We start from the raw sequence: 14,356 nt of genomic DNA, 5'->3' as shown, positions 1-14,356 counted from the left end.
TCCAATCCGGCCAGTTTCAACAGGCTGGCGACCATGCCCGTAGTTTGGCGGAGCGCCAGATTGAAGAGATTTTTGACCATCAAACAGAACTGAATCGCTGCATCGCTGAATCGTTCGGCGCGACCACGTTTGCCGGTTGGAGCGGCAAACCATGCCATGTCCTTGTCCAGCCAGATCAACAGAGAACCACGCTGGCGCAGCGCATGAGTGTAGGATTTCCAGTTGGTGGTGCGGTACTTTGGCGGGGCTGGTTTGCTCATGCTGATGACGGATTGGGGGGTGATGTGGTCAGATCAAGCAGGATGCGTGCCGATTTGTGCAACAAAGCCGAAGAGAACTGTCTGTACGCATCCAAAATTTCCCAACTGGGCAATTTTCAACGCGTATGTACAGAATACTTACAAAAAGCGGTGTGGCTCCGAAAAAGCCCGCTGGGATGTGATTTTCTGAAAGAAATTCCGAATTCAAGCTGAAAATTCCCGCTCGAATGTGATTTCAGGAAGGATTTGAGCAAAATTTCAGACGGTTCGTAGCGTAAGCCGATTCATGATAAGTGTATCTGTAAGGTATGCGATACAATGCAGTGTTTTTTGTAAGCAATTCGGTGGTTGAAACACAAAATTGGATCGTAAAACGCTGCATAAATTACAAGAAGGCAGATTTGTGGCGCAAACCCGCTTAGATGTGATCATCTGAGACAAGACATCTATGCGGAATGTAATCTGATTGTGGACGGACGCAGTGACCTGCAATCCGTACTCGCTCGTCGCCAGTTAGGCGCCTGATCCGCAGTAAGCCGCAAAAGCATCGGCACTGCGCTCTTCGCCGGTGAATGGGTTGATGCTGTATTGACAATGTGCATGCGCCAGCCTAGATTAGTGATGTGTATTCATTGTGTATGCATTTATTATGCGAGACATTGCGATTAATCTGCGAGCCCATTCTGAGCAGCGCGATCTGATTGATCGTGCCGCCAGTGCGTTGGGCAAAACCCGATCTGACTTCATGCTGGAAGCTGCGTGTGAAAAAGCACAGGCCGTTATTCTTGACCGAACTTTTTTTGCGCTGGATGAAGCGGCGTTTGCGCGCTTCAGTGCAGCACTGGATGCACCTGTTGACGCCAATCCGGAGCTAGAGCGTTTGCTGTCCCGTCGACCAGCATGGGAAAAATAAGCTGATGCTTCATGCCCCCACTGTATTGCGGGCTGAGCACGATATCAGCACATTTGATTGTAATGAGCCAGTACTGAATGACTGGTTGTGCCGGCGTGCTTTAGCCAATCAATCATCGGGTGCATCACGAACCTTTGTTGTGACGGATGATGCCGGCGTGGTACATGGTTACTATGCCTTAGCAGCCGGCGCTGTTGACCATGCCAGCTCGGGCAATGCCATTCGGCGTAATATTCCCAACTCAATTCCCGTGATGGTTTTAGGCCGGCTTGCCGTTGACCATCGTCAGCATGGCCGAGGTCTTGGCGCTGATCTGCTGCAAAATGCGGTGCAACGCACCACACGCTTGGCGCAGGAAATCGGCATTCGCGCCATGCTGGTTCATGCGTTGAATGAATCAGCCCGCGATTTTTGCCTGCATTATGGTTTTGTGGAGTCAGAAATAAATCAGCTAATCTTGATGCTGCGGATTCGACTTGATTAACTGCTGGTTTGCTTATTAGCCGTGAAATATGGGGTGAATGACGCGTGTATTCGCCGCAAGCCAATGTTGGGGTTGCACTTCACAGACGACTTCGCCGGGTGATTACACTCAATCTCTCCTGCAAGGCCAGTGCCTTGCTAGATATGCATCACTGACCCTTGCTATCTACCGGTGCATGGTCAAGTTTGTGGTGTTGCTTGTTGGAAATGTGTGCAAAGAAAGCAACTGTGCCGTAGGCGATTGCCAGCGTGACACCTATGAATGCAAATAGCAGCGCGAAGTCCATGATTAATTACCTCCTGTGGTGAGTATAGCCGTTGCAATTCGCCAACCTGATAGGTCCTCGAAAATCAGATTACGCCTTTGGTCTTTAGCTAGTCTATCCAGGCTGAACCTTCCTGCTCGTATGAGCCGCGAGACTTTCACCACACATGGCTGGCTTTGCGTAAGGCTATGAGGGCGGTGCTGACGGCACCAGAGGCATACCCTTTGACATTATTGACACAAGTGAGGGTGATGCGTTTCTTACATAATGGGTACTCTATACAATCCGCCATGGATCTCAATATGTAGAACTCACCTCAGATGACTTCTTATTTGCCAGGCGGAAATCGGAAAGCACACTTGTCGGTGGTTGGCTCGGACCCGACTCCCCCGTCCTATGGCCCATTCAATCTCCCAGGCGATGTGTTGAGTGGCATGTTTGCTAATCTTAAGCGCGTTGGCCACGGCCAATACATTTCAGAAGCTCCTGTTGGCCACGACCGCTATGTGGTTACCTCAACTGCACCGATGCCCACTGCTGCGCACGAGCTCTGGGCTGCGCTAGTCGATGAGTTGCGCGAACGCTCCGTAGGTTCGCTTGTTCAAATCACGACGTCAATCCAAGGTATGGATGACGCAATCACCGCACTGCAGGGAATTCTGATTTATCGTTATTTCGACAATGGTTTCGACCTCATGACACCGGTGATGAAAATCCTCCGACTGCCGGGCCGCATTCAGGTCGAATTTGATGCGCGTATCATCGATGCGCTTCGGGGCGATGCGAGCCACGGCTGAAGACATTTCTCTGCACCTTGTCCAGGTCCTGAAATGAAAACGGACGGCAGCATGGCATTTCCCCTCGGTAAGACAATCTTCTTCGAACAGCCTTTCAAGATTTGCCCAACTGTCGCCAGTTTGCCTTGAGATCAGCTGATTTTTGCCAAGAGGCTGTCCATCAAGTGACTGATGGACAGGCCGAAAGTGAATACCACGTCGCTCATTGAGCCTTCTCCACCAGAATCCCGCGCAGAAAGCCATAGAGGACAGCTCCTGTGACCAGTAGTCCAACCCAGCCTGCCAGTGAGATCAGCGTCGCAGGGTAGTCTGCGATCGCAAGCCAGTAGAGGGTGTTTTCCGCAGGCCCAAGCTTACCCAGTCCGGTCCAGCATAAAGACGTGCATAGCAGTGCACAGCAGCAGGCGCTAGCGGGCTTGAGATAGTTGCGAATGGACGAAGGGCTGATCAAATCGTCACCTATGGAGCCAGCGCTCGTTTGTTGATGTCTGCTTTCCCATAAGAGCCGGTAGATTTCTCATGGTATTCATTTCTTATCGCCTGATAGGGAACCTTCGACGTCATCAAAAAGATCTCCCACAAACCAACGGCCATGTCGGCCTTTGTTCGTTAGTAGCTGAACCACATTCACCAACGAACCCAGATCTGCCACGCGGGCTGCTCTCGTGCCGGGAGGCGAGCATTGGCTAACCAGATGCAAGGTCAACGCTTCGCAATACCATGACGCGACCGATATTCCGAGATCTTGTCTACCAGCAGTACCACAGCAACCAGAGACAAGAGGACCGCGGACTTATCCAGTGCTTGTAGCCATGGCAGGCGCCCGTCCATGGCGGCATATATCAGCAGCATGGCGGGTACCAGCGGCACGGTCACGAACCCCCACAGATGTCCGCGCAAGCCAACCATTGGCCGGCGGAACAGCCACGCCCCCAGCGCCACCACCAGCGCATAGATGGCGGGTACTGTATTGAAAAGCGCCATCAGCACAAAGGGCATCAGCAGCACCAACAAGACAAAGCTGGCAGGTCTGTCACCCATCCACTTGAGTTTCGTGGTTTGGTGATGGTTGAAACCCGCCCAAAGGATGACAGCCCCAATCAGAAAAAGCATCGAGCACATCATCGAAAGCGGCAAGTTGTAGTCCATGGTTTATCCTGTTCGAATTACCAAAATGACAATGCTTTCTGAAAAGGCCCATACATGGGGAAAGGTCCGGTTTCAAGGAACAGTTCGCCGTGGAGCAGGTGTGGTGAACAACGTGCTCAAATGCCCGCCTGCGGCAACCAGTGAAAATAGGCGCCAGTTTCCGAATGATGGGACGACTGGCGCGCCCCGCAATGTCTCGCCGGCAACGGTTCCGGCCAACCCCGGAGATCAGGGTTCGGTGTCCGGTTCGATATGATCGCCCCGGGGAATAGCGCCAGACTATCTCCTGATAGGCCCGTCTGGCCGGCCCGCAACGTCATACACGACAGGATTTTCGTGCAACCCACGGAGGGTACTGTGTCCAGCCAAGCTTACGCTGAGGCAACACTTTGCTGGCGAATTGATTCGCTGATTAAATCAAACAGACGCAACATGCGCAATAAAAACCACTATAGGGTAAAAACCACAAAGAGCTAGAGGGTATTGATGTCGTGCATGGATCTCTCCGAAAGTTTGCATCGCTCGAGATTCGTGGTGCGCCCTTAGGAACAGATTCTCAGCCACCGTGAAGGCCTGGTGGACGCCCATACGCTTTTGAAAACATGAGGCCATCCGCTTTATTGATTCTTCGCCAAGATGGCCTTGCTTGGATGTGATGTATGCCTCGAAGAGTTGGTCAATTGCAAGCACGCCCCCCATAGTGATCGATGGCTTGAGGGAGAGAAGAAACAAAAATAAAAGCAGCCTTCAGGATGCGAGACCGTCTCGCGAATTGACTATGTTTAGCATAAGTATGTAATATTTATCGAATGGCTGTAAGTAGTTAGCCGAATGTCTAGCGGGGCAAGACCTGGACGAAGACGGCAGTTTCACTGCTCAACCCCGATAGCTTGCGCCCCCATTCCTAAAAGAAAAACCCCGTTTTTACGGGGTTTTTCTTCTTTGTGGCCACATTTAATTGGCGAGACATTACTGCTCCTTCCCCATAATGGGAATCCTCTCGGCAGCCACGAGAGCGGGATCTGGCAGCGAAAGGTGGACATTTGAAAAAGTGATGAATGCTGATTCTTGCCCGATTGAAACTCGTTGGTGAGATTTGGCAGTACAACCTGAACACCACCAGCTTGTCTGGTGGTGTTTTTCATTGTGGCCATGCTGTCGACGTGTAACTTTTAGGTACACCGGCCAAAAGAAAAGCCGACCCTGAATCAGGATCGGCATGGTTGCTTAGCGCGCGCTGGCGGCGAGCAGATCATCCGGAATGGATGCAATGCTGCCCAGCTTGGCGCAGGCAAAGGCACGGCAAATGGCCTCATTCAGGATCAGACTGCTGGCCGGCCAGTTGTGTCCAGATCACCCCGAACTGATCCATCAGAACAGACTCCCTTCATCCAGTTGGCGGGCGAGCTCCGATTTTGCTTCGGTGAGGGCAATCGACAGGCCGACCACGCTGGCCAGCGAAGCAAGATTATCCAGGCTGATCGCTTCGCGGCGATACGACCGAGCCATGACGGATGGATCGATACCGGCGGCGGCGGCCAGCTGAGATTTATTGAGTCCGCGGCGAGCAGCAAGCGTATAAATCATGGTCCATGAGGGGGTACGTTGTATTGTGCATTTGTGCCCATTTTGATTGCACTGGTTTTTGATATGTGCATTATTGCATATTTTTGGGTGGTAAGGGCATGAAAAACTCGACCGGCCAGAAGGCAAGTCGGGTGGTGGGTTAGTGAGTCTTGATCTTCTAGACTATGGATGATTTGTTCAATAGCTCAAAAATGGCCTGTTATGGGCATTTATAATCGATTACGCCTCATAAATGGGTTTATAATCGTTGTAAACGTATGCTTGATGACAGCCCAATAATGGGGCTATGTGCCGTCAAAACGTGTTTAACTAACCAAAAATGGGTGGTGAAATGACTGTACTGCGTGGGGCTACGGCAGGGGTAATCGCTGCTGAAATCGGTGCTCGGCTAAAGCAGGCGCGGTTAAATGCCAATATATCGATTGCCGATCTTGCGCAACAAACCGGGCTCTCGCGCAACGCCATTACTGGGGCGGAAAAAGGAAAGGTGCAACTTGTGACGCTGCTCGCCATCATGGTGGCGCTCAAGCTGACCGAGCAACTGGATCTGTTCTTACCACCGCAACAGATCTCGCCCGTTCAATTGGCCATGCTGCAGGGGAAAAAACGTCAGCGGGCAAGCAGGAAGTCTGCTGAGAAAAATCCGACTTCCTCCACGCATCATGGCGAGGAGAATGATTCATGGTAGCCAGACACGATGCCATCATCGTCTGTTATCAGGGCATGGATGCAGGTGCGGCAGCGTATGACCCAAATACAGGATTGACCACATTCGAGTACACGCCCCGCTTTGTTGAAACCGGTATAGAGCTTTCGCCGCTGCAGATGCCTTTGGTGCGCGGAAAAATCTATCAGTTCCCGGCATTGGATCCCGAAGCATTCAAAGGACTACCCGGGTTGTTGGCTGACTCTCTGCCTGATGATTTTGGTAATGCGGTACTGAATGCCTGGATTGCTCGTCATGGCCGCGATCCAAGGAGTATTACTCCGATTGAACGGCTTCAGTACACTGGCATTCGTGGCATGGGAGCCCTGGAATTTTCTCCGGCCAAAAACATGCACAGTCTGAACGCGGTAGCTAATGTTGCCATCGAAGAACTGGTCAGTATTTCTCAGTCCATTCTTGATCAACGACAGCAGTTTGATGTTGAGCTGGCCGGTGATGACGTGGGCACGATGATGTCACTGCTATCTGTGGGCACCAGTGCCGGTGGAGCTCGCCCCAAAGCGGTACTCGCTTTCAATTCCGATTTCACCCGGGTTAAGTCAGGCCAGGTTGACGCGCCAGAGAATTTCACGCATTGCCTACTCAAATTCGATGGTGTCTATGAGCAGCGGAGCGAGCAACAGACATTTGGTGACCCCAGAGGGTTTGGTGCCATGGAGTATGTCTACTACCTGATGGCTACCGACTGCAACATCAAAATGATGCCCTGCCGGCTGTTACCGGAAGGTCCCCGCCGCCACTTTGTTACGCAACGCTTTGATCGGGTAGGTAATCATAAAGTTCATGTCCAGACCTTGAACGGGCTGGCTCACGTCAGCTACAAACGGGTTGGGCAATATTCTTATGAAGAGCTGTTTCAGGTAATGCGCAGGCTTAGGCTGCCTTACGAGGATGCCGAGCAGATGTTGCGGCGTATGATATTCAACGTCATAGCCAGAAATCATGATGACCATCCCAAAAATTTCGCATTTCTCCTTGATCCAGCTGAACAGCGCTGGAGACTTGCTCCGGCCTATGATTTGGCGTTCAGTTACAAACCGGGTAGCCGATGGGTTAATAGCCATGCGTTGACCATAAATGGCAAGCGGGAAAATTTTGAACGAGCCGACTTATTGTCATTTTCTGCATTGAGTCCCCGTTTCACCCCTTCGCTGATTAACAACATCGTTGATGAGACGCTAGATGTAGTGAGTCAATGGGCGGTGCGTGCAAGGGTGGAAGATGTGCCTGAGTCCCTGATTCTCGAAGTGTCTGCGAGCTTGCGACTGCAGTTGTGATTACCGGTAGTCCAGCAAACTGCTTATGACCATGCGGTAGCCCTTGGGCTGAAAATGCACCCCGTCTGCGGTTTGGTGCATGCAGGCCTCGGCCGGCGGGGAAACTACCCACACCGGCCGGCCCGACAAGGCAACGCCTGAGCGTATAGCGTAATGCAGCCATTCCAGACGTAGTTGCTCATCCCTTGACTGGTCAAGCTGGCAGGGTCGCAAGATCCAATTGATGACTGCGCCGGAGTGGATAGTATACGACTTGGTTTTTTAGATACGCCGCAGCAGGCGCGGTGATAGGTCGGCGTTGTGGCTGAATTTCCGGTGCGCGGGGAGGTAAGGCCGATGCGGATTGTGGTGGACATCAACACCCATTCTGATCCCTCGTGATCATATCGCTGATGACTTGAGTGCAGGCCGCTGGTGACCTGCCCGGCAGCTTTTTGTCTGCAATTCGGCCAAAGCAGTCAGCCAAGGCAGCTACCGCGAAGGTCCGCTCTAGAACTGGAGGCCGTCACTCGCACCAGCAGCGTCCTGCAATCACCAGTAAATCAACAACGGGCTTCACCATCGACCGTTTAATCCTTCAATCGGCTCTCTCGGTCAATGCCAATAAGTGAAGACCTAGTAAGAACAGATTCCTGAAGAGGCCGGAGTTTTCATTCATTTGAGTGCGCGAGTGTAAAAGGCCGAAAACGCCACACACGCGTTGGAATTGGAGTCCAGCCCCAGCATGAACCGCTCACCGATGGTCGATTTCAGAGTGACGCCCTCGTCAACCGCGATTTTGTCCAAAGCGCCCGCTTCTCGCGCGACTTGAGCGAGAGCGAGAGCGTAAACCTTCGAGTCTGGCGTGCCGTGCACAGCCTCGACTACGCCGAAGTACACGTTCCAAAGCCGACGGGCAGCCTGGATTGGTAGATGTTCAGGCGCCACGGCATACACGGCGATGTGCGCCGCCAGTTGGAGCGCGGGAAGTGGCATGTCGGGCCTCGCGGTTGCGTGGTCGATCCAGACCGCGACTAAGGCGCCAATGGCGACGTCCGGCACGGTAGGATCCTTCAGCAATAGTCGGACGACGGTTCCGACGTGATCTATAACGCTCATGAAGTCCGTACCCGGCCCCCACATACCTTGGGCGAGCGACATGAAGGGCGCGACGTCGCGAAGCTGCGCAGTAGCCTCCAATACGCGGGGAGCGAGGCGAACCGTTTCCGGGATTAGAGCCAATTGATGCCTTAGCTGGATTTGTATTCCCACGTGCCAGTCGCAGAGTTGCGCGAGTTTGGTCGCCACTTCTTCCGTGGTCAGTAGGCCGGTCTCCTCCAATCCGCAGAGCAGGTCCAACGTGCACATACCGCCAGCGGCGAAATTGTCCTCCAAGATCCACATTCGTAAAATGGCGTCGTCGGAATAGACGACATAGTCGCCAGTGCGCGCAAGGCTATGAAGTTCGCGCGACGAGTTTGGCAGGTGCAGTTCTTCCTCGGAAATCGCTCCGTGGGGCTGAAGAATCTGCGCTAGGTGCGGCCTGAGGCGATCCTGCACATCGATGCACCTCTGGCGGTAGATGCTTCCAGAGAACGGCTGTGACATTCTCATCAGCTCGCCCAAAGTTGCTTGGGAAATTGCAACCTTGGGGAAGAAGTCGAAGACCTTGTCGAGCAGTTCGAGGTCATCGAGCACGAACAGAGTAAGCAAATCGAACAAGGGCACCCTTGAGCGGAAGGACTCGGCTTGCCGCTGCTCCCACGACCCGCCGACCATGTTCAGGTGGAACTTTTTCTCGACGGCCGTCGAACGCTTCGCCAGTTCCCAGAGATGTGCCACATCCAGCACATTCCCAAGCGCGAAACGTGGACGCCACGCGAAAGGCAATGGCAACTCGCCGCTTTGGAGCTGAGCTTCGAGCCGTACTCGTTGTTGCTCGTGCTCTTCCGACACTCCAATGGCGGACTTCATCGAGCGCAACATCTCTTCCGCGCCAGCTTCGGCCGGGAGCTCCACTCGGCGAAGAATTTTCGACAGGGGAAACCGTTCAAAGAAGGCGCTCATGCGCGCATGGAACTCCTCCTTGCGCGTATCGCTCAGCACCGCCGTCTCGAAGCTTGTCGCAGCGAAGACCATGCTAAGAAACCCCCCTTCCTCCCCCTCGTCGTCGCAGGATGCGAGCGCGCCCATGCGAAACGCTAGGTCGACGAGCCGGGGGCTAGTAGGGTTCGCATGCCGCTCAAGGTTGAACAGCATCTGGACGCACTCGACGCGCCGTTCCTTTGACTGCGCACGCTCCAAAATCAACTCAACTGCCGTTTTGGCCTTCTCAGTGAATCCCCAGCGCCCCATGATGTTCACGTAGGTGTTCAAAGCGAGCCCGTCCTCAACGCCGCCGTCGAGCATGCTCTCTAGGATGGACCTCGCCTCGTCGGACCGGCCCAACTGATCGAGCGCTAGCGCTTCGAATGCCATGATCCGCCCCGTGACCTCAAACTCTCGGCAGGCTTCCTCGCACAAGGCGAGCAGATCACTCCACCGCCCCAAGGTGGCCAAGGAGATTCCAATCCTCACAGCGATCGCTGGGGACAGACGAATCGTCGAGCGCACGCGCGTCGCCACGGCGAGAAACTGCTCGGCTTGCGTCTCAGAGCCAGGGTCCAGCTCTTGGAACAGTAACAGCGTGGTCGGTTTGGGGTGCCCAAGCTGTTCGTCCTCGCGGGCAAGATCAGTCAGCGCCTCGCCGCTTTGCAGCTGGTTCCTGCGCTGCGCGAGCAAGTAGTCCAAGATTGCCGCATGCGCCCGATCTTCCGCATCTCCAGAACGCAAGATACCGCGCCAAGCCCCGACCAGATGATCCCTGGCCATCACGTCGGCCGACAGGGCCGCCAGAACCAAGGCGGGGCCGAATAGCTGGTGCAACCGCCCTACCGTGTCGATGTTTGCCACCATCAACTCGACGCAATCGCGGTGCTTGCCGAGTTCGTGTAGAAACGTGACGCGGCGCAAAACTTTCATATTGCCGTCGGGTAGCCGGCTGTTGGCTTCCAAGGCCGCCTGGAAGTCGCCGCACTGGGCCGCGAGGGTCTCTGCTGCCGACTGGAGTTCGGCTTGCTGCGGCCGCTGCCGAGCTGCGGCCAATACCCGGGTGAGAATCTGCTCCTGCTTGCCGAGCATGCTCGCGGTCGCGATCCAAAGGTCGATCACGAATTCGGCATTCGACACCCATCTGATCTCCTCTAAGGCGGAAACGGCCTCTTCGATGTCAGCCCACGCTTCGCGCAGCGCGGCCGCGTCGAGCCCGATGGGGCCCGAAGGAGGAAGCACCTCATCCTCCGCCCCCCTTTCGCTCGATGCCTCGACGCGCGCGCTCCTCAACGCGATGGTGAACCGCGCTCGTGCCCGCAAGATTAGGAACAACAGCCTTGTCGACTCCCGTTTCTCATCCAAGGTGATGCCGTCGATGCATGCTTGCAGTGCCTGTTCGGGATTAGAGAACATGGTTTCGACAACGGCCCGCGCCGAGAGGCTCTCAGCACCATCGAAAGTGTCAAGAAGCGCGATGGCTTCGCCGTGCTTGCGGCTAGCGGCGAGGAGACGGGCCTTGACGCCGAGCAGCGCTGGGTCTGCGTCCGCGGGTAGCACGTCCATTATGTCCGAATAATCTGCGCCTTGGTCGGCTCTGAACCGCCTGCGCATCTCGCTCTCGGCCCAGGCCGCCCAGTATTTGGCCTGCGGTTGCGTCTCAGCGGCACTCTTGAATGCGTAGGCCGCACCATTGTCATCGCCTCGGACGAGGTGAAGCCGGCCTTTCAGGTACCAGTATTCCGCTTTCTCCATCGCCGACGCAGGCTCCAATCGCTCTGAAGCCTGCAGAAGCAGGTCCGCACACCTCTCCACGCTGCCCCTGGCGACTGCGGACTTCGCTTCGGTGAGCAGCCAGGCCAAGCTGCCGCACGGAGGATTGATCCAAACGTCGGCGGCGGGATCCGCTAGTGCTTGGGCAAAGACAATACTGCGGGTGGCTATGTTTCTGGTGATCGACTCAACCATGGCGACTCGATCCTCCGAACCGAGCGACGGGTCCATTCCGGCTACGCTGGTATCCAACGCATGCCCAACTCGAGAAAGACGATGTCGCTTCCGGACCTCGTTGACCAGATCCGTCGTGCGATTCAAGACGTTGGCCTTCGGAACGCGAATCGCGGCCTCTTTCTGTTCGAGGGGGATGGAGGCTATTTGGATACGGTCAAGCTCCTCGCGAATCCAGACGTAGTGAAGCGGGCACTCGCGGGGGTCCTCTGGATCGACGCTTAGGTCGCATAGAACCAGAAGGACCGGCTCGTCCGTGTTGTCGAAGTAGCGGAGCGTCGTGGTGGAGAGGCTGATGGAGAGGAAGCTCCCGTCTGCGCTGCACTGCGGCGAGCGCGTGCCCTTGAGCTGGAGGCGGAAAGGGTGGACAACCTGCTGCTGCACGCTGATTTGCACTTGGAGATCAAAGCCGAAGTCGTTGACGCCGCCAAGCTCCGTGAGCTGCCAGCCCTTGGGCCGCTTTGCGCGCAGACAGTCGTAGGCGTCTTGTCCGATCTCTTGCGAGTCGCCAGTCTGTGGCAATCCTTCGTCGTGTGGCATGTTGGCTTCCGTCCCTATTGAATCCAAAAGAGCTTCTCGATAACTGCCTAGCTCATTACCGTCTCTCTGCGGAGGAGTCAGTTTACCCAACCTGCCACCAAGGAGCGCAGGGCAAGCTGCGTTCCAGTTAGGCTGGCGCCCCTGAGGATGCGAGATGGCAGTGCAGAAATGTAGCTCGGCCTAGGACATATGGCGATGGCGCAAAGCGTGGAGCATGGAGGTTGATCCTTGCCGAGAGACACCTAACCGGCGCTTAGCCGACTGAATCAACCAGAACGCCGAACGACTGCATTGGCCGATTAGCAGTCACAGAAACCATCACGATGATCATATCTCATCAGCGGAGTGGTCACGAACGCCACAATGGTTAGTCACGAGTGACCAGATTCCGCACAAACAGTGTGGGTGATGCGCCGATGCTGCCGCGGAATTGCTGGTCCAGATTCCAGCGGATCAGCCGCTGGCGTTTGTGAGCGGAGATGGCGGTTATGAAACCAAAGGCTGTGCTACTCCGCGATTGTTGCCCGCAATGCAGAGGCAATCAAATGGCAAGCCTTGGCAAGAAAACACCGCCGGTGCACAGGCCCACAATGAAGCCTTGCGGGCGACGAAACAGCTGGGTCGGACGATCTGGAAAAAGTGGAGTGGCTACCACCGCCGTAGTTTGGAAGAAACCAAAATGTGCTGCCTGAAACTGCTTGGTGAGCGGGTAATGTCGCGAGACTTTGACCGTCAGGTCGCTGAACTGCAAATTCGTGCAGCACTGCTAAACCGCTTCACCCAACTTGGTGCGCCAGAAACGGTGCGCGTGGGATAGGCGCGTCTGGGGTAGGGGTACTCAACCTTCAACGGATTTATGCAACAAAGCCCGATCTAATAATCACCTGTCGAGCCGAGTTGATGCCCAATTCCCATGAGAGTCATGCCAAGTCAGTATCGAAAAGTCCACCTTCTTCTGCAGTTTTCTGCTTCTGCGGGACAGCGGCACAAACAAGAATAACGTTCTCAACAAATCCGAGCATGGCACGGGCGATGTCTATGTTCTGGCAGTCCAGCCAGTTGTCGTAGTCCCGTTCGGGAATGACCACCAGGCTGCGCTTCTCATCCCCCGGCTTGTGCATCCGGCTTAGCAATGGATGCCGGTCGGCATTGATGGTGATCTGGGTAAACGAGTAGCTGAGCAGCCCGCCTTCTTCTTCCCATGTACGCCACAGCCCGGCAACGGCAAAGGGCTCGCCGTCCTCGCGCTGGATCAGGTGCCGCACGGCTTTGCCGGTTTCGTAGCAGGGTTCGAAGAAGCCCAGCATGGGCACCAAGCACAGTTGGTTGCGTTGCCAGGCTCCCTTGTAGCTGCGCAGTTCGCCAATGGTTTCGGCACGGGCATTCATGGTGCTGTAGCGAGTGCCTGGCGGCAGATGGCGTTTCGGCAAAAAACCATAGTTGGCGAGCACGCACTGCTGCGCCAGATCACCACCGATCAGGATGGGGGCGGCATAGTCCTGCCACACTTCCTCACGCCAGTCCTCAGCAGGGGGCGCGGCGTGGAAGCGTTCCAGCACGGTTCGTTTCGGTATGGGGAGGTAGTTGACGCACATCGGCTGCAATCGACAAATAGAACATTCGTTCTATAATCGCCAGTATCAATCAGCTTCAAGGATACTGCGATGATTGCCTTTCTGCATGGGCCGTTTGCGGTCAGTGCATCACCGGTGGCTCTGTCCTGTCCGGTGATGGGCGTGGCCGTGCCGGCCGGATTTCCCTCGCCGGCCGAGGATTGGGCCGAAGACCGGCTGGACCTGAACCGGCGCTTCATTGCGCATCCGGAGTCGACGTTCTTCTTCCGGGTGAGCGGTGATTCCATGGTGAGCCCTGACCCTTGTCGCACCATTGCCGATGGTGCCACTCTGGTGGTGGATTGCCGCCGCGAGGCGCGGCATGACGATATTGTGGTGGCGGTCATCGATAACGATTTCACGGTGAAGCGCCTGTATGCACGCGGGCAGCGCCTGGCCTTGATTGCCGAGAATCCTGCGTTTCCGCCGATTGTGCTGTGCGAGGAGCAGGAGCTGAGCATCTGGGGGGTTGTTGTGGCCTGGTTCATGGAGCCACGATGATTGCCCTCATCGACGTCAACAACTTCTATGTGAGCTGCCAGCGGGTGTTCCAGCCGGTGCTGGAAGGCAAGCCGGTGGTGGTGCTGTCGAACAACGATGGCTGTGTGGTGGCGCGCTCCAATGAAGTGAAAGCGCTTGGCGTTCGTATGGGGCACCCGTGGCATCAGTT

General features: G+C 55.3%; 14 protein-coding genes and 1 pseudogene. 8 read left to right on the top strand and 7 right to left on the bottom strand.

Translation table 11 applies throughout. The features are described 5' to 3' along the window. The coding region (locus tag H559_RS0113065; protein WP_028452950.1) for an IS5/IS1182 family transposase at positions 1-260 on the bottom strand (260 nt) is incomplete at its 3' end. Between the two features lie 649 nt (positions 261-909). On the opposite strand from H559_RS0113065, the gene H559_RS0113060 reads away from it, so the two are divergent. Together H559_RS0113060 and H559_RS22335 are read left to right on the top strand one after the other, a co-directional pair. Then, positions 910-1,173: a type II toxin-antitoxin system TacA family antitoxin gene (locus H559_RS0113060; protein ID WP_034641325.1), complete on the top strand. Its 264-nt coding sequence runs from the start codon at positions 910-912 to the stop codon at positions 1,171-1,173. Between the two features lie 4 nt (positions 1,174-1,177). After that, entirely contained in the window at positions 1,178-1,657 is a 480-nt protein-coding gene (locus H559_RS22335; protein WP_081413057.1) for a GNAT family N-acetyltransferase, read from the top strand. 148 nt (positions 1,658-1,805) lie between these two features. On the opposite strand, the gene H559_RS22765 is transcribed toward H559_RS22335, so the two are convergent. After that, positions 1,806-1,943, bottom strand: a complete 138-nt coding sequence (locus tag H559_RS22765) for a hypothetical protein (RefSeq protein WP_155845426.1) — start codon at positions 1,941-1,943, stop codon at positions 1,806-1,808. 413 nt (positions 1,944-2,356) lie between these two features. Between H559_RS22765 and H559_RS22760 the strand changes: the two genes are divergently transcribed. Next, positions 2,357-2,719, top strand: a complete 363-nt coding sequence (locus H559_RS22760) for a hypothetical protein (protein WP_155845425.1) — start codon at positions 2,357-2,359, stop codon at positions 2,717-2,719. Positions 2,720-3,421: 702 nt separating this feature from the next. Here the strand turns inward: H559_RS22760 and H559_RS0113040 are convergent. The 3 genes from H559_RS0113040 to H559_RS0113030 form a co-directional block, all read right to left on the bottom strand. Next, a complete protein-coding gene (locus H559_RS0113040) occupies positions 3,422-3,868 on the bottom strand; it encodes a hypothetical protein (protein WP_028453046.1) in 447 nt (148 codons plus the stop codon). An 869-nt stretch (positions 3,869-4,737) separates the two neighbouring features. Beyond that, positions 4,738-5,013 carry a hypothetical protein gene (locus tag H559_RS22755; protein ID WP_155845424.1) on the bottom strand — a complete coding sequence of 92 codons (276 nt, stop codon included), beginning with the start codon at positions 5,011-5,013 and terminating at the stop codon, positions 4,738-4,740. A gap of 226 nt (positions 5,014-5,239) precedes the next feature. Then, positions 5,240-5,455, bottom strand: a complete 216-nt coding sequence (locus H559_RS0113030) for a helix-turn-helix domain-containing protein (protein WP_028453044.1) — start codon at positions 5,453-5,455, stop codon at positions 5,240-5,242. A gap of 331 nt (positions 5,456-5,786) precedes the next feature. Here H559_RS0113030 and H559_RS0113025 point away from each other — a divergent pair, with 331 nt between their 5' ends. Together H559_RS0113025 and H559_RS0113020 are read left to right on the top strand one after the other, a co-directional pair. After that, entirely contained in the window at positions 5,787-6,143 is a 357-nt protein-coding gene (locus tag H559_RS0113025) for a helix-turn-helix domain-containing protein (protein ID WP_211230944.1), read from the top strand. Further along, positions 6,137-7,459 carry a type II toxin-antitoxin system HipA family toxin gene (locus H559_RS0113020; protein ID WP_028453042.1) on the top strand — a complete coding sequence of 441 codons (1,323 nt, stop codon included), beginning with the start codon at positions 6,137-6,139 and terminating at the stop codon, positions 7,457-7,459. The genes H559_RS0113025 and H559_RS0113020 overlap by 7 nt, the downstream gene beginning before the upstream one ends. Positions 7,460-8,113: 654 nt before the next feature. Here H559_RS0113020 and H559_RS20390 read toward each other — a convergent pair. Then, the gene (locus H559_RS20390; RefSeq protein ID WP_051279443.1) at positions 8,114-12,073 is read right to left on the bottom strand and encodes a DUF4365 domain-containing protein; all 3,960 of its coding nucleotides are present in this window, start codon (positions 12,071-12,073) and stop codon (positions 8,114-8,116) included. A gap of 401 nt (positions 12,074-12,474) precedes the next feature. On the opposite strand from H559_RS20390, the pseudogene H559_RS20385 reads away from it, so the two are divergent. Continuing rightward, a pseudogene (locus tag H559_RS20385) lies at positions 12,475-12,890 on the top strand (transposase); the annotation flags it as partial. Between the two features lie 103 nt (positions 12,891-12,993). Here the strand turns inward: H559_RS20385 and H559_RS20380 are convergent. Next, complete coding sequence (locus H559_RS20380) at positions 12,994-13,632, bottom strand: SOS response-associated peptidase (RefSeq protein ID WP_245579376.1); 639 nt, start codon at positions 13,630-13,632, stop codon at positions 12,994-12,996. Between the two features lie 105 nt (positions 13,633-13,737). On the opposite strand from H559_RS20380, the gene H559_RS0113000 reads away from it, so the two are divergent. Continuing rightward, positions 13,738-14,187 carry a LexA family protein gene (locus tag H559_RS0113000; RefSeq protein ID WP_155845422.1) on the top strand — a complete coding sequence of 150 codons (450 nt, stop codon included), beginning with the start codon at positions 13,738-13,740 and terminating at the stop codon, positions 14,185-14,187. Then, positions 14,184-14,356, top strand: a 173-nt coding sequence (locus H559_RS22330) for a Y-family DNA polymerase (RefSeq protein WP_444541994.1), incomplete at its 3' end; no start/stop codon positions are given. The genes H559_RS0113000 and H559_RS22330, both read left to right, overlap by 4 nt.

This window comes from Chitinilyticum aquatile DSM 21506 (assembly GCF_000430805.1).
Classification (GTDB): Bacteria; Pseudomonadota; Gammaproteobacteria; order Burkholderiales; family Chitinibacteraceae; genus Chitinilyticum; species Chitinilyticum aquatile.
Note: the sequence above shows the minus strand (reverse complement) of the source record. Positions and strands in the feature narration are given on the sequence as shown.

Excerpts from the sequence above, each read along its gene's own strand:
- H559_RS22755 (WP_155845424.1), bottom strand. The coding sequence starts at position 5,013 with ATGAAAAACACCACCAGACAAGCTGGTGGTGTTCAGGTTGTACTGCCA.
- H559_RS0113040 (WP_028453046.1), bottom strand. The coding sequence starts at position 3,868 with ATGGACTACAACTTGCCGCTTTCGATGATGTGCTCGATGCTTTTTCTG.
- H559_RS0113060 (WP_034641325.1), top strand. The coding sequence starts at position 910 with ATGCGAGACATTGCGATTAATCTGCGAGCCCATTCTGAGCAGCGCGAT.
- H559_RS0113025 (WP_211230944.1), top strand. The coding sequence starts at position 5,787 with ATGACTGTACTGCGTGGGGCTACGGCAGGGGTAATCGCTGCTGAAATC.
- H559_RS22335 (WP_081413057.1), top strand. The coding sequence starts at position 1,178 with ATGCTTCATGCCCCCACTGTATTGCGGGCTGAGCACGATATCAGCACA.
- H559_RS20390 (WP_051279443.1), bottom strand. The coding sequence starts at position 12,073 with ATGCCACACGACGAAGGATTGCCACAGACTGGCGACTCGCAAGAGATC.
- H559_RS0113020 (WP_028453042.1), top strand. The coding sequence starts at position 6,137 with ATGGTAGCCAGACACGATGCCATCATCGTCTGTTATCAGGGCATGGAT.
- H559_RS22760 (WP_155845425.1), top strand. The coding sequence starts at position 2,357 with ATGTTTGCTAATCTTAAGCGCGTTGGCCACGGCCAATACATTTCAGAA.
- H559_RS0113000 (WP_155845422.1), top strand. The coding sequence starts at position 13,738 with ATGATTGCCTTTCTGCATGGGCCGTTTGCGGTCAGTGCATCACCGGTG.
- H559_RS0113030 (WP_028453044.1), bottom strand. The coding sequence starts at position 5,455 with ATGATTTATACGCTTGCTGCTCGCCGCGGACTCAATAAATCTCAGCTG.
- H559_RS22765 (WP_155845426.1), bottom strand. The coding sequence starts at position 1,943 with ATGGACTTCGCGCTGCTATTTGCATTCATAGGTGTCACGCTGGCAATC.